Genomic DNA, 13,239 nt, shown 5'->3' with positions numbered 1-13,239 from the left:
CTCAGCCCGCCACGTAGAGGATGTCGCTGGTCCCGCGCTCCTGGCCCTTGCCGAGCGGGTTGTTGACCAGATTCCCCCGGAACACCATCGCGGACGAGCCGCCGCCGTCGATGTTGTACGCGAGCTGCGCGCCCCGGTCCGCGAAGATCTGGGCGAACTCGGTCATCGTGACGCCCCGGCTGTATCCGCTGCTGCGCCCGTCCGCGACGATCCAGAGCAGGTGGTTCGCGGCGATCAGGCCGACGCCGGTACGCGGTTGTTGCCCTTGAATGGAATGGTTGCCGAAGTTGGTGTCCACCTCGACCTGGTCGATGCCGGTGAGCACCTTGCCGTTCTCGACGAGTCCCGGCCCGAACGACAACGTGTTCCAGACGCCCGCGGCGATCAGCGCGTCCGCGGTCGTCGCGGTCTCGTCGTACAGTTTCGCGGTCCCGTCGGCGTAGAACGCGAGCCCCTGCCGCGCCCCGGAGTCCCGGAACTTCACCCCGTTGCGGATCACGATCCCGGTGTCCCGGAACCCGTAGTAGTCGCCGTTGATCGCCAGCACCGCGTCGAGGCTCTTCGCGATCGTCGACGGATTCGCGATGATGTTCTCGCCGAACTGGTCGTTCGCGAACGCGGACCGCACGATCGTCGCGTTGCCGACCGTGACGTCCGCGACGAAGTAGGTGATCTTGTCGCTGCCCGAGCCGGTCGCGACGGTCTCGATCGAGACCGTCGCGGTGTCGCTGGTGTAGGAGGTCGCGGTGGCGGTCCCGTCGCTCGCGGCCTCGGCGGCGACGACGTTCGCCGCGGTCAGGGCCGAGGCGCTGGACACCTCGACGTGGTCGATGACGTAGCGGTCCAGCGCCCAGGCGCCGGCCCCGCCGGCGGCGGCCAGCGCACCCAGCCCACCGGCCAGGAAGCCGCGCCGCGAAAGCTTGCGTTTCGGTGCGTTGTCAGTGCTCACGACCACGATGTAAGCCGCGGTTCTTGTGCCGGATCTGTGCTGCGGCCGTCCACCCTCTGTCGGCCGGGCCCGGGCCCGCGGCGTCACCACGCCGCGAAGCGCCGGTGGTGGCGTGCGGTGGGTGGTGGCGTGCGGTGGGTGGTGGCCGCGCGGTGGGTGGTGGCGCGCGGTGGGTGGTGGCCGCGCGGTGGGTGGTGGCGTGCGGTGGGTGGTGGCGTGCGGTGGGTGGTGGCGTGCGGTGGGTGGTGGCGTGCGGTGGGTGGCGGCGTGCGGTGGGTGGCGGCGTGCGGTGGGTGGTGGCGTGCGGTGGGTGGTGGCGTGCGGTGGGTGGTGGCGTGCGGTGGGTGGTGGCGTGCGGTGGGTGGTGGCGCGCGTGGGTGGCGGCCCGGCCCTGACTCGGGCGGCGGGGAGCGGGGAGGGCAGAATCGCGGGTATGCGCGTGGATCACGGTGTGGTGAGCGGGACCTTCAGCCTCGACGGCCAGACGTTCGACGTCGACAACAACGTGTGGGTGGTCGGGGACGACGCCGAGTGCGTGGTGATCGACGCGCCGCACGACGTGGACGCGATCCTGGCGATCGTGGGGGAGCGGCGGGTCACCGCGATCGTCTGCACCCACGCGCACGACGATCACGTGCGGGTCGCGCCGGCCCTGCGGGAGCGGACCGGGGCGCCGATCCTGCTGCACCCGGCCGAGCGGCCGCTCTGGGAACTCACCCACGGTGACAGCGTGAGCTGGGACGAGGACCTCGCGGACGGGGACCGGATCGAGGTGGGCGGGGGTGCGCTGACCGTCCTGCACACGCCGGGGCACGCGCCCGGCGCGGTCTCGTTGTACGCGCCGGAGCTGGGTGCGGTGTTCACCGGGGATACGCTGTTCCAGGGTGGGCCGGGGGCGACCGGCCGATCGTTCTCGGACTCGGACCTGATCGTGGCGTCGATCCGGGCGAGGCTGTTCGCGCTGCCCGGCGAGACCGTCGTGCACACCGGGCACGGCGACGACACCACGATCGGCGCGGAGCGCGACGCTCTGGGCGCCTGACCGGCACGGCGTGGTTCGCCCGGCGTCTGGCCAGTGCGGCGCCTGACCGGCACAGCGTGGTTCGCCGGCGCCTGGCCAGCGCGGCGCCTGGCCGGCAGGCGTTGGGTTGGCGCTCCCTCGCTTGATCGAGATATAAGCGGATAAAGTGCGGGATGTCCGTTCCGCGTGCCACGATCCGCTGATGACGAGGGTGAAGAAGCGGTGGGCGTGGTGCGGGGCCGCCCTCGCGTGTGTCCTGGCGGCACCGGGCGTCGCGGTCGCGGCGACGACGATCCGCGGGCCGCTGAACATGACGACGATCCGCGGGCCGCTGAACATGACGACGATCCGCGGGCCGCTGAACTTGACGACGATCAGCGGGCCGCTGAACATTCTGCTGGTCGGCATCGACCCGCGGGACGACCACACCGCGCCGCTGGCCGACTCGATCATCGTGGCGCACGTGCCGGCCGACCGGAGCGCCGCCTACCTGATCTCGATCCCGCGCGACCTGGTCGTGACGATCCCGGCGTTCCCGAAGTCCGGCAGCCCGGCCCAGCGGACCAAGATCAACGCCGCGATGGCGCTGGGCAGCCGGATCGGCGAGCGGAAGTACAACCCCGAGCAGGGCTATGAGCTGCTCTCCCGGACGATCGGCGGGGTGACCGGGATCAAGCGGTTCGACGCCGGGGCGGTGCTCAACTTCGGCGGGTTCACCGAGCTGGTCGAGGCGATCGGCGGGATCAGCGTCGCCGTCGATCAGAACGTCGTCTCCGAGCATCGCAAACCGGACGGCTCGTCCCGCGACCGGCTGCCGCAGTGCCCGGGACACGACAACTGCCATCGGCCGTACGTCGGAGCGCAGAAGACGTACCCCCGGAGCGACAAACCGGTGCACTTCACCGGCTGGGAGGCGCTCGACTATGTGCGGCAGCGGTACGGCCTGCCGCACTCCGACTACGACCGGCAGCGGCACCAGCGGCAGTTCGTGACGGCGCTGGCGAAGAAGCTGAAGCGCAAGGTCGTCACCGATCCCGGCCGGCTGGTGCGGCTGACCGGTGCGCTCGGGACCTCGCTGACGTTCGTGGGCAACAACCACGGCATCGCCGACTGGGCGCAGACGCTCGCGGTACTGCGGATCCGGCAGATGACCGGCCTGGGCCTGCCCGGATCGGCGCTGTTCGAGGGCGGAATCTACAAGGGCGAGAAGCTTCCCGGTACGGTCGGCCCGTTCTTCGCCGCGGTGGATCAGGACCGGATCGGCCCGTTCCTGACCGCGCACCCGGGTGTGGTCAGCGTCGATCACTGACCACACCCGGGGAGGCCCTGGTCAGCGTCGAGCACTGACCAGGCCCGGGGCGGCCGGGGTCAGCGCGGCCCGCGCCCGCCTCCGCCGCCGAAGCCGCTGCCCGCGGCGGCCTGGTCGGCGGTGACCGTGGCGACCTTGGTCGCCGAGCCGAGCGCCCCGGCGGCCGCGAGCCCGCCGGTGCTGGTCCCGCTCGCCGTCCCACCGGTGTAGATCGTGTAGGTCTTCCCGCTCGTGATCTTCGAGCTGGAGAACACCACGTTCTGAATGGACTTGCTCGTCACATAGCTGGCCACGACCGTTCCGTCGCTGTCCACGACCTGGATCGTGGTCCCGGCCGCGACCGCGCTGTCCAGCGTCGCCGAGAGCCAGCCCTGCGCCGAGTCGGTCCCCGGCGAGACGACCATGCCGGCACTGCCCGCCGCGAGCAGCGTCCCGCCGCTGATCGTGAACGTGCCGTTGACGTCGAGCGCGCCGTTCCCGTTGCCCTCCGGGCCGTTGACCACCACCGTCCCGCCGGTGATCTCCGCGGTCCCGTTGGAGTCCAGCCCGTCGCCGCCGGCGTCGATGACCAGCGTCCCGCCGTTGATCGTGATCTTGTACGGGCCGACCTGCTCGCCGCCACCGCCGCCGCCCTGCTGGGAGCCGGTGGACGAGCCGCCGGCGCCGTTGACGCCGTCGTCGCTGGAGACCACGTGCACCGTGCCGTCGTTGAGCACGATGTCGGCCCCCTCCAGGCCCTCGTTCGACGACGTCACCTCGACCGTGCCGCCGTCGATGATCTGCTGGCCCTCGGCGTGCACCCCGTCGTCGCCGCTGGCCACGCTCACCGTCGCGCCGTTCAGGTGGACCGCGCCGTCGCTGTGGATCGCGTCGTCGGAGGCGTCGACGGTGACCGTGCCGCCCTCCAGGACGGTGATCACGCCGGACTTCAGGCCCTTCGCGGACGTGTCGCCGGACGGCTTGACGGTGTGCCCGCCGCCGGCCTTGACGACCAGGTCGCCGCCGGTGACGACGAGGTCGGTGGCGGCGTCGACGCCGTCCCCGGTGGTGGTCAGCGCCACGGCGCCGGCGGTGATCGCGACGTACCCGGAATCGGCGTCCTCGTCGTTGTCGGCCTTCAGGCCGTCGCCGCCCGCGGTGACCGTGATTGTCCCCCCGTCGACCACCACGTAGTCCTTGCCGCGGATGCCGTCGTCCTTGGCCTTGACGGTGATCGTCCCGGACGCGATGACCAGGCCGTCCTTGCTGGTGATGCCGTCGTTGCCGTTCCCGGTCACGGTCAGTGACCCGGAGCCGGTCAGGGTCAGGTCGCCGGCGCTGAACAGGGCGGCGTTCACGTCGGCGTCGTCGGCGTAGGTGGCCGCGTCGGCGAGCGTGTTGGTGGTCCCGTCGGCCAGGTCCACGACCAGCGAGTCCACGTCCGTCGCGGCGATCGCGGCGGTGGTCGAGCTGGTGATCGACGCGTTGTCGAGGATCAGGGTGACGGTGGCGTCGGGCGCGGTCACGACGATCTGGCCGTCGCTGAGCGTGCCGGTGATCCGGTAGGTGCCGGCCGCCGTGATGGTGACCGTCGAGCCGTCGATCTTCACAGCGTCGGACGAGCTGCTCGCCGACGTGCCGGCGAGCGTGATGGTCGTGGCGCCGTCGGTGGCGACGTCGCCGGCCGCGGTGGCCTGCTTGTTGGCGGCGAGCACGGTCTTCGCGCTCTGGGTGCCGTCGACCGAGGTGGCGGCGACGGTGGTGGCCGCGGTCGCGGTCTCGGTGGCGCCGCTCGAACAGCCGGCGAGGAGAACGGCGGCCAGCGCGGCCGAGCTGACGGCGGCGACGAATCTCTTACGCAGTCTCATGAGCAGTCCTTTGCGGGGAAAAATGGCGCTTGAGAACGGGGTGCCAGCGGTTCGCCGGGAGCTCGGGGCGCAGCGCGGCCAGCCCGGTCGCGTACTTGGAGAGCGAGCACGGGCGGTGGCCCAGCGCCCAGAGGACGCGATCCATCTCGGACGCGGCGCCGGCCGACTTGGTCTCGACGATCAGGTGGTCCGGGACGCGCACCTCGGGGCCGTCCGGCAGCGACCAGGTCAGCTCGCGGTCGACGGTCACCCGGCTGCCGGTCGACGGGAGGTACAGCGTCTGCCGGCGGTAGTCGGTGGACAGGACCGGACGGAACGCGTGCTCGTCGGCGGTGACTCCGGCGGTGACCAGGACCTGCTTCAACAGGGCCGGGCTCGCGTCGTACACAAGCCGGTTTTTGATCGTCTCGCCGCGGGAACCGCGGGTCTTGACCTCGAGGAAGTCCGTGCCGGAGTCGAGGTAGCTGCGGATCCGCACCTTGAAGCGGCGGCGGCGCCGGTGCGCCGCGCCGAGATAGCAGTCCAGGCGGTCGGTGTCGAAGTACAGCGAGCGGTACGCGAAGTCGCGCCGCCCGTCGATCTCCAGCGCCCGGGTGTCGTGCGGCAGCCGCGCCAGCACCGTAGGCAGCAGTGCCGCCGGGAGCAGGTATTTCCGGTCGACGCGGGTGAGCAGCTCGGCCGCGGCGACCAGCCGGTCCAGCGAGATCGCGGCGATCATCCGACCGGCATCCGCTCGGTGCGCGCGGCCGGGGCGCGGTACCGGACCTCGACCAGCGTGCTGTCGTTGACCAGGTCGACCTGCTTGATCGACAGGTTCACCACGGTGCCGCCGAGGACCCGCTCCAGATGGGCGCGCAGCGCGGTCTCGTCGGTGTGCGCGGTGTCCAGCCGGACCGTCTGCGCGCGGTAGCTCTTGAACAGGCCCGGGTGGTCGCCGATCCAGAGCGCGGCAACGATCAGCGCCATCAGCGACACGGTCAGCACGTCCAGCCCGCCGAGGCCGGTGAGCAGGCCGAGCGCGAGCGCCGCGAAGTAGTAGGAGACCTCGTGCTGGGCGATCTCGTCCGAGCGCAGCCGGATGATCGACAGCACGCCGAACAGGCCGAGACCCAGGCCGGCGCCGACGTTCTCCTGGCCGAGCACGGTGGCGACGGCCAGCACGCCGATGTTCACGCCGAGGAACGCGGCGACCAGGTCGCGGCGATGGTGCCGGGGGAAGTAGACGCCGAACGTGAGGACGGCGATCGCGAAGAGGTCCGCGGCTGCGGCCAGGAGTGCGTTCACAAGGTTTCCTTCAGGCTGTGTTCATGTGGTGTTTCCCATTGAGGGTGGTCAGCCTGAGTGCGACCTGTGCGTCGTCTGTCCTGGTTCTGGGAGAGCGGGGCTCTTAGCGAACCCTTACGTTTCCACTGCTCCGGGTCTTAGTCGGGATGCCGATTCTTGGGGACATGACCACGACCGCCGTGCCCGTTCACGTCACCCCGAGACGCGCCACCCCGCGCTGGTACGCCGACGCCGGCGGCGTCGCGGCCGGGATCAGCCTGCTGATCGTCGTGGCGCTCTGGGTGGGCAACGGTGGCCTGCAGCAGTTCGGGTTCTCCTCGGCCGGCCGGCTCACCGGGCTGATCGCGTCCGACCTGCTGCTGCTCCAGGTGCTGCTGATGGCCCGGATCCCGCTGGTCGAACGGGCCTTCGGGCAGGACCGGCTGGCGCGCTGGCACCGGTGGACCGGGTTCACCTCGTTCTGGCTGATGGTCGCGCACATCGTGACGATCACCCTGGGGTACGCGGCGGCGGCGCACGCGAACGTGTTCGCCGAGCTGTGGGACATGATCTGGACGTACCCGGGGATGTTGCTGGCCACGGCCGGGACGCTGCTGCTGGTCCTGGTGGTGGGGACGTCGATCCGGGCGGCGCGGCGGAAACTGCGGTACGAGTCGTGGCACCTGCTGCACCTCTACGCGTACCTCGGGGTGGGACTGGCGCTGCCGCACCAGATCTGGACCGGGACGGACTTCGTCGGCTCGGCGTGGTCCCGGATGTACTGGTGGACGCTCTACCTGGTCTCGGCCGGGGCCGTGCTGGCGTACCGGATCGGCGTGCCGGCCTGGCGCAACTGGCGGCACCGGCTGGTCGTCACCCGGGTGGTTCCGGAGGGGCCGGGGCTGACCTCGGTCTACCTGACCGGGGAGCGGCTGGGCGAGCTGCCGGCCCGGGCCGGGCAGTTCTTCCAGTGGCGGTTCCTGGACGGGGCGGGGTGGACGCGGGCGAATCCGTACTCGTTGTCGGCCACGCCGTACGGGGACCAGCTCCGGATCACCGTGAAGGACCTGGGGGACGGCAGCTCGCGGGTCGCCCGGTTGCGCCCCGGTACGAAGGTGCTGGTCGAGGGGCCGTACGGGAAGCTGACCGGGGAGAGCTACACCGGCGGGCCGGTCGTGCTGATGGCCTGCGGGATCGGCGTCACGCCGCTGCTGTCGCTGCTCGGCGAGCTGCCCTACCTGCCTGGCGAGGCGACGCTGATCTACCGCGCCCGCAGCGAGGCCGAGCTGGCCTTCCGGGACGAGCTGGAGTGGTTCGCCACCCACCGCGGGGTGCGGCTGGTGACGCTGCTCGGGCCGCGCGGCGACCGGTCGTCCTGGCTGCCCGGGGACCTGGCCGGACAGCCGGACCCGCTCCGGCGGATCGAGCCGCGGATCGCGGACGCCCACGTGTACCTCTGCGGGCCGGAGGCCTGGACCGGGTCGGCCCGCGACGCGGCGCTGGCCGCCGGGGTGCGTGCCGACCGGCTGCACACCGAACTCTTCTCCTGGTGAAAGGACTCTGATGCGTCGCATCACCCTGTGGATGCTCTCCACCGTCGCCGTGCTGGTGCTGCTCTTCAGTTACCGCACCAGCACGAACAGCCCGGCCGCGGCCAGCACGGCGGCGGTCGCCACGGGCACCGGCGGCGCCACCGGCGCTTCCGGCGCTTCCGGCGCCTCCGGTGGCAAGACCTACACCGGGGACAGCGCGTCGACCCGGTGGGGCGACGTGCAGGTGGCGATCACCGTGGCGGACGGCAAGATCACCGCGGTCACGGTGCCGGTCTACCCCAGCGAGAACGGCCGGGACCAGGAGATCAACGCCTCCGCGCTGCCGACCCTGGTGCAGGAGACCCTGGCCGCGCAGAGCGCGGACATCGACACCGTCTCCGGCGCGACCGTCACCAGCGGCGGGTACCTGCAGTCGCTGCAGTCCGCGCTCGACGCCGCCCACCTCTCCTGACCGCGGGGGGTGCTGGCAGGGTGGAGGGCATGCGGATCCTGGTGGTGGAGGACGACGCGGCGGTGCGTGACTCGCTCGCGCGCACGCTTCGGTTCGAGGGGTACCAGGTGGAGATCGCCGGCGACGGGCTGCAGGCCCTCGACGCGGTCCGGGCCGGCGAGCCGGACGCGCTGATCCTCGACGTCAGCATGCCGCGGATGGACGGGCTGGAGGCCTGCCGGCGGCTGCGCGCCGACGGCGTCCTGCTGCCGGTGCTGATGCTCACCGCCCGGGACAGCGTCGGCGACCGGGTCGCCGGGCTCGACGCCGGCGCCGACGACTACCTGATCAAGCCGTTCGCGCTGCAGGAGCTGCTGGCCCGGATGCGGGCGCTGCTGCGCCGGTCGGCGCTGACCGCGCCGGCCGCCGGCACGCCGGTGGAGACCGAGTGGCTGATCTTTTCCGACGTACGACTCAATCCCCGCACCCGGGAGGCGCAGCGCGGCGAGCGGCCGTTGAAGCTGACGCGGACCGAGTTCGACATCCTCGAGGCGTTCCTCCGGCACCCGCGCCAGGTGCTGACCCGGGCCGCCCTGTTCGAGCAGGTCTGGGGCTACGACTTCGGCGAGCAGTCCAACAGCCTGCACGTCTACCTGGGCTACCTGCGGCGCAAGCTGGAGTCCGAAGGCGAGCCGCGGCTGCTGCACACCGTGCGCGGCGTCGGATTCGTGCTGCGTGAGGAGCCGCTGTGAACCTGCTTCCCGGGCGCTGGTGGCGGGCCCGCACCCTGCACGCCCGCCTGTCGCTGCTGGTCACCGGCGCGGTCGGGGCGGCCGTCCTGCTCGTCGCGGCCGGCGCCTGGATCGCCGTCCGGGAGATCCAGCGGCACCAGGTCACCACCGAGCTGAGCAGCGACGCCGCGTCGATCGCGGCGAACCCGGCCCAGTGGCTGGCCACCGAGTCCTCCCGGACCCGGGGCGGCGGCGACCACCCGGGGTGGGGCAAGGGCGGGCCGGGCAACCACGGGCGGGAGATCGGGCCGTGCTGGCAGATCCTCGACGCGAGCGGCGCCGCGTCCGGTGGCAGCCGGACCACGCTGCCGGTCACCGACACCGCCAAGCAGATCGCCGCCGGGAACCTCCAGCAGGCGGTGCAGGAGAAGATCACGCTCGGGCCGGACTCGTACGTGATGCTCACCCTCCCGCTGACCGGGGGCGGCGCGGTGCAGGTCGGCGTGGACCAGGACGCCAGCTCCCGGGTGCTCGGGGCGTTCGCGGCGCTGCTCGCGCTCGGCTGCGCGGCCGGGATCGCGGGTGCGGCGTTCCTCGGGCGTACGGTCGCCAAGGCCGGGCTGGCCCCGGTCGACCGGCTCACGTCGTCGGTCGAGGCGGTCGCCGTCACCCAGGACCTGGACCATCCGATCGAGGTGCAGGGGGTCGACGAGATCGCCCGGCTGGGCCGGTCGGTGAACGCGATGCTCGCCGCGATCGACGCGTCCCGCCGCGCCCAGCGGACCCTGGTGGAGGACGCCGGGCACGAGTTGCGGACGCCGTTGACCAGCATCCGGACCAATGTGGAGCTGCTGCTGGAGCTGGAGCGCCGGCCCGAATTGGCGCACCGGCTGCCGCCCGAGGAGCGTGCCAAGCTGCTCGCCGACCTGGACGCGCAGGTGCGCGAGCTGGCGACGCTCACCACCGAGCTGGTCGAGCTGTCCCGTGAGGAGGCGACCCGGGAGGCGATCGAGCCGGTCGACTTCGCCGAGGTGGTGGGTGCGGCGGTGGCCCGGGTGCGGATCCGGGCGCCGGGGCTGACGTACGACGCGGAGCTGGAGCCGGTCACCGTGTCGGGCCGGTCCGGCGAGCTGGAGCGGATGGTGGTGAACGTGCTGGACAACGCGGCGAAGTGGAGCCCGCCGGGTGCCGTGGTCCGGGTCCGGCTGGTCGCCGCCGCGGAGCCGGACCTGGCCACGCTCACGGTGACCGACAGTGGTCCGGGGATCGACTCCGAGGACCTGCCGCACGTGTTCGACCGCTTCTACCGGGCCACCGCGGCGCGCTCGATGCCCGGCTCTGGGCTGGGCCTGGCGATCGTCGCGCAGACCGCGACGCAGCACGGGGGGACGGTCACGGCCGCCCCCGCGGACGAGGGCGGAACCGTGGTGGCGATCCGGCTACCGGTTTTTGCGGGTTGACCGCAACCACCCTCGGACATCGCCCTGTAGGGCCTCGCGTTTTTGGGCGCCCCGCGCCCTGCGAGGCCCGGAAGGGTCCCCGCGGGAGCGACGATCAGTTATTGGCCGCAGCGTAGGACAAAAAGCCCTTGAATTTGATCTTGAAGAACGCGGAGATGGTCAGGCCGGGCCCAAGTAGTCCATGGAGCGCAACGCCTCGATGACGCTGGCGATGTGGTCGCGCATGGCGGCCTCGGCGGCCTTGCCGTCGTGGTCGCGGATGGCGGCGATGATCCGCTCGTGCTGCGGCAGCGAGGTCTGCGGGCGGCCCGGGAGCAGGGACAACATGTACTGATGCCGGACCAGCTGGCCGCGGAGGGTCTCGACGATGCGGTCGGCGGTCTGGTGGCCGGCGATGACGCGGATCAGGGCGTGCAGGCGGACGTTGAGGTCGCTGTACCGCCGGTACTCACCCGCCTCGACGGCGCGGCGCATCAGGACGCCGATCTCGTCGAGCTCGGTGGCCTGCTCCGGGGCGACGCGCTCGGCGGCGCGGGCCGCGATCAGGCCCTCGACGACCATGCGGACCTCGGTGATCTCGACGGCCTCGGCCATCGACACCTTGCGGACCTGGGCCCCGCGGTTGCGCTGCACCTCGACCAGGCCCTCGGCGGCCAGGTCCTGCAGCGCGGCGCGGACGTTGAAGCGGCTCGCCTGCAGACGCTCGCACAACTGCGCCTCGACCAGGCGCTCGCCGGGCAGATATTCCCCGCGGAGGATGGCGTCGCGCAGCGTGTCGCGGGCCTGGGCCGCCGTGGTGGGGGCGGCCACGCGCCCCGCTCGCCGATCGGTGTCGTGCTCAGACGCCATCTGTAGTCGTCGTCTTCCTGGTCGATGCCGGTGCCGGACCCCTCATCATGCCCGAACGCCGCCGATTCGCGCAGCTCCGGGGTGGATCGATGTCCGGGAGCCTGCCCAGCGCTTACAAGATTGTCAACAATCACCTCTAGGGGTAACACTGCGGGGGTTGCCTGGTCGAGGGGAGACGACATGCTGGTCGCATCTGGGGTGCCGGTGCTGGTGATGCGCGGCGGGGCGGCGAAGTGTGCGTACTTCCTGGCCGGGGACCTGCCGGCGGACCCGGGGGAGCTGCTTGACGGGCTGGGGGTCGGGCGGGTGGCGGTGGCCGGGTGCTCCGAGGACCCTGACGCGGACGTGGATTGCCTGGTGGTGCGCGGTGCTGACGGGTGGGTGGAGCTGCTCGCCGGGGTGGGCGCGTTCGCGGTGGAGCGGGATCTGGTGGCGGCGCGGACCGGTGTCGTGCCGGTCCGGGTCCGGATGATCCTCGAGGGCGATTCCCGGACCGCGACCGTTTACGTGCCGGTGCGGGGCGGGCGGGCCGAGTACGCGGGGGACACCGCGATCAGCGGCGTGCCCGGCACCGGGGCGCGGGTGCTGATCGAGTTCGCGCATGGTGCGGATTCCGTCCTGCTGCCGACCGGCCGGGTGGTCGACGACCTGGGCGGGGTGCCGGCCACCCTGATCGGCAACGGCGCGCCGGTGGTGGTGATCCCGGCGGCGGCACTGGGCGTCAGCGGGTACGAGACGCCGGCCCGGCTGGAGTACGACGAACGGCTGCGCGCCCGGCTCGGGACGCTGCGCCTGAAGGCCGGGGCGATGCTCGGGCTCGGCGACGTGACGGACCGGGACGTGCCGGCGATCTGCCTGGTCGCGCCGCCGGTCGCGGGCGGCGGCCTGTGCGTGCGGGTGGTCGGCCAGGATCGGGTGGACCCGTCGATCGGGGCGTTCCCGGCGATGAGCCTGGCGGCCGCGGCGGGTCTGCTCGGCAGCGTGGCGGCCCGGGCCCGGCGTCCGGCGGGGGCCGATGTGCCGCGGGACGTGCTGCGGCTTGAGCATCCGGGCGGGTTCCTCGACGTGCAGGCCGAGGTGACCGGGCGGGCCGGCGCGATCCGGATGGGGCGGTCGGCGATCGTCAGCACGGCCCGCCTCCTGCTGACGGGCCTCGCCTTCGGATGACGCGGGCCGGCTGCCGCTGGCGGGCCCGGCGTTCGGGTGACGTCGGCCGGGCCGCAAAAAGGGTGAAAGGCGCAGGTCAGAGCACCGACTGATTTCTATCGCCAATTTTGTTGACATTAATGGCGACTATTCGTAACGTGCCGGTTACGCCCGGCGGGCGGCACCTCGGCCGGGCCACATCTGGGTCGACGCGGCGCCGTGGGGCCGCCGGGCGGAGGTGAGGTCCGGGATGTCAGTCCTCGACCATCTGGTCCTGCGGCGAGAGGTGCTCGACCGTCACGCCGGTCGCGGTGAACGTCCTGGTGACGTGCCCGGAGCTGTAGACCCAGAGGATCCGCAGGGGCGTGTCGCCGACGTTGCGGAACAGGTGCGGGATCGGCGCCGGGATGTACGTCGTGTCGTACCGGCCGAGCCGCGTCACCGAGCCCTCGACCACCACCTCCGCGGCGCCGTCCAGGACCGTCACGTGCTCGTCGCAGTTGTGCGAGTGCATCGGCGCCCCGGTCCCGACCGGGTAGACGCTGATCCCGCTGGTGATCCGGTTCTCGCCGCCGGCCGACGCGGTGGTGATCAGCGGCGTGGTGGCGACGGCCCCGCCGCGGTCGAGCACCGGGACGAGCGCGGACTTGATGATCACGGTCATCGCCCGACTGTAGGCCC

General features: G+C 72.1%; 13 protein-coding genes. 7 read left to right on the top strand and 6 right to left on the bottom strand.

From position 1 onward, the window contains the following. Nucleotide 1: 1 nt before the first annotated feature. A complete protein-coding gene (locus L3i22_RS37030) occupies nucleotides 2-949 on the bottom strand; it encodes a phosphodiester glycosidase family protein (protein WP_255657449.1) in 948 nt (315 codons plus the stop codon). 433 nt (nucleotides 950-1,382) lie between these two features. On the opposite strand from L3i22_RS37030, the gene L3i22_RS37025 reads away from it, so the two are divergent. Together L3i22_RS37025 and L3i22_RS37020 are read left to right on the top strand one after the other, a co-directional pair. Continuing rightward, on the top strand, nucleotides 1,383-1,991 hold the full coding sequence (locus L3i22_RS37025) for an MBL fold metallo-hydrolase (protein ID WP_221322118.1): 609 nt from the start codon (nucleotides 1,383-1,385) through the stop codon (nucleotides 1,989-1,991). 181 nt (nucleotides 1,992-2,172) lie between these two features. After that, complete coding sequence (locus L3i22_RS37020) at nucleotides 2,173-3,279, top strand: LCP family protein (protein ID WP_221322117.1); 1,107 nt, start codon at nucleotides 2,173-2,175, stop codon at nucleotides 3,277-3,279. A 59-nt stretch (nucleotides 3,280-3,338) separates the two neighbouring features. Here L3i22_RS37020 and L3i22_RS37015 read toward each other — a convergent pair whose 3' ends face one another. The 3 genes from L3i22_RS37015 to L3i22_RS37005 are packed head-to-tail and all read right to left on the bottom strand — an operon-like array spanning nucleotide 3,339 to nucleotide 6,410. Continuing rightward, nucleotides 3,339-5,126, bottom strand: a complete 1,788-nt coding sequence (locus L3i22_RS37015) for a carbohydrate-binding domain-containing protein (RefSeq protein ID WP_221322116.1) — start codon at nucleotides 5,124-5,126, stop codon at nucleotides 3,339-3,341. Then, complete coding sequence (locus L3i22_RS37010; RefSeq protein WP_221322115.1) at nucleotides 5,113-5,844, bottom strand: polyphosphate polymerase domain-containing protein; 732 nt, start codon at nucleotides 5,842-5,844, stop codon at nucleotides 5,113-5,115. The genes L3i22_RS37015 and L3i22_RS37010 overlap by 14 nt, the downstream gene beginning before the upstream one ends. After that, on the bottom strand, nucleotides 5,841-6,410 hold the full coding sequence (locus L3i22_RS37005) for a DUF4956 domain-containing protein (protein WP_221322114.1): 570 nt from the start codon (nucleotides 6,408-6,410) through the stop codon (nucleotides 5,841-5,843). The genes L3i22_RS37010 and L3i22_RS37005 overlap by 4 nt, the downstream gene beginning before the upstream one ends. Nucleotides 6,411-6,574: 164 nt before the next feature. Between L3i22_RS37005 and L3i22_RS37000 the strand changes: the two genes are divergently transcribed. The 4 genes from L3i22_RS37000 to L3i22_RS36985 are packed head-to-tail and all read left to right on the top strand — an operon-like array spanning nucleotide 6,575 to nucleotide 10,563. Beyond that, the gene (locus L3i22_RS37000) at nucleotides 6,575-7,942 is read left to right on the top strand and encodes a ferric reductase-like transmembrane domain-containing protein (protein ID WP_221322113.1); all 1,368 of its coding nucleotides are present in this window, start codon (nucleotides 6,575-6,577) and stop codon (nucleotides 7,940-7,942) included. Between the two features lie 10 nt (nucleotides 7,943-7,952). Then, nucleotides 7,953-8,393: an FMN-binding protein gene (locus tag L3i22_RS36995; protein WP_221322112.1), complete on the top strand. Its 441-nt coding sequence runs from the start codon at nucleotides 7,953-7,955 to the stop codon at nucleotides 8,391-8,393. A gap of 29 nt (nucleotides 8,394-8,422) precedes the next feature. After that, entirely contained in the window at nucleotides 8,423-9,124 is a 702-nt protein-coding gene (locus tag L3i22_RS36990) for a response regulator transcription factor (RefSeq protein WP_221322111.1), read from the top strand. Further along, nucleotides 9,121-10,563, top strand: a complete 1,443-nt coding sequence (locus tag L3i22_RS36985; RefSeq protein ID WP_255657448.1) for a HAMP domain-containing sensor histidine kinase — start codon at nucleotides 9,121-9,123, stop codon at nucleotides 10,561-10,563. The genes L3i22_RS36990 and L3i22_RS36985 overlap by 4 nt, the downstream gene beginning before the upstream one ends. Nucleotides 10,564-10,722: 159 nt before the next feature. Here the strand turns inward: L3i22_RS36985 and L3i22_RS36980 are convergent, their stop codons facing one another. Then, a complete protein-coding gene (locus L3i22_RS36980; protein WP_221322110.1) occupies nucleotides 10,723-11,412 on the bottom strand; it encodes a GntR family transcriptional regulator in 690 nt (229 codons plus the stop codon). 180 nt (nucleotides 11,413-11,592) lie between these two features. Here L3i22_RS36980 and L3i22_RS36975 point away from each other — a divergent pair, with 180 nt between their 5' ends. Then, nucleotides 11,593-12,579, top strand: coding sequence for a PrpF domain-containing protein (locus L3i22_RS36975; RefSeq protein ID WP_221322109.1), 987 nt, complete (start codon nucleotides 11,593-11,595; stop codon nucleotides 12,577-12,579). Nucleotides 12,580-12,811: 232 nt separating this feature from the next. On the opposite strand, the gene L3i22_RS36970 is transcribed toward L3i22_RS36975, so the two are convergent. Next, on the bottom strand, nucleotides 12,812-13,222 hold the full coding sequence (locus L3i22_RS36970; protein ID WP_221322108.1) for a cupin domain-containing protein: 411 nt from the start codon (nucleotides 13,220-13,222) through the stop codon (nucleotides 12,812-12,814). Between the last annotated feature and the right edge of the window lie 17 nt (nucleotides 13,223-13,239).

It is taken from the genome of Actinoplanes sp. L3-i22 (genome assembly GCF_019704555.1).
Lineage (GTDB): Bacteria > Actinomycetota > Actinomycetes > Mycobacteriales > Micromonosporaceae > Actinoplanes.
This window is presented reverse-complemented; position numbering and strand designations above follow the sequence as displayed.

What these genes read in the sequence shown, in the direction of transcription:
- L3i22_RS37010 (WP_221322115.1), bottom strand. Translation starts at nt 5,844, where the DNA reads ATGATCGCCGCGATCTCGCTGGACCGGCTGGTCGCCGCGGCCGAGCTG.
- L3i22_RS36970 (WP_221322108.1), bottom strand. Translation starts at nt 13,222, where the DNA reads ATGACCGTGATCATCAAGTCCGCGCTCGTCCCGGTGCTCGACCGCGGC.
- L3i22_RS36995 (WP_221322112.1), top strand. Translation starts at nt 7,953, where the DNA reads ATGCGTCGCATCACCCTGTGGATGCTCTCCACCGTCGCCGTGCTGGTG.
- L3i22_RS37020 (WP_221322117.1), top strand. Translation starts at nt 2,173, where the DNA reads ATGACGAGGGTGAAGAAGCGGTGGGCGTGGTGCGGGGCCGCCCTCGCG.
- L3i22_RS37015 (WP_221322116.1), bottom strand. Translation starts at nt 5,126, where the DNA reads ATGAGACTGCGTAAGAGATTCGTCGCCGCCGTCAGCTCGGCCGCGCTG.
- L3i22_RS36990 (WP_221322111.1), top strand. Translation starts at nt 8,423, where the DNA reads ATGCGGATCCTGGTGGTGGAGGACGACGCGGCGGTGCGTGACTCGCTC.
- L3i22_RS37025 (WP_221322118.1), top strand. Translation starts at nt 1,383, where the DNA reads ATGCGCGTGGATCACGGTGTGGTGAGCGGGACCTTCAGCCTCGACGGC.
- L3i22_RS36980 (WP_221322110.1), bottom strand. Translation starts at nt 11,412, where the DNA reads ATGGCGTCTGAGCACGACACCGATCGGCGAGCGGGGCGCGTGGCCGCC.
- L3i22_RS37000 (WP_221322113.1), top strand. Translation starts at nt 6,575, where the DNA reads ATGACCACGACCGCCGTGCCCGTTCACGTCACCCCGAGACGCGCCACC.
- L3i22_RS36975 (WP_221322109.1), top strand. Translation starts at nt 11,593, where the DNA reads ATGCTGGTCGCATCTGGGGTGCCGGTGCTGGTGATGCGCGGCGGGGCG.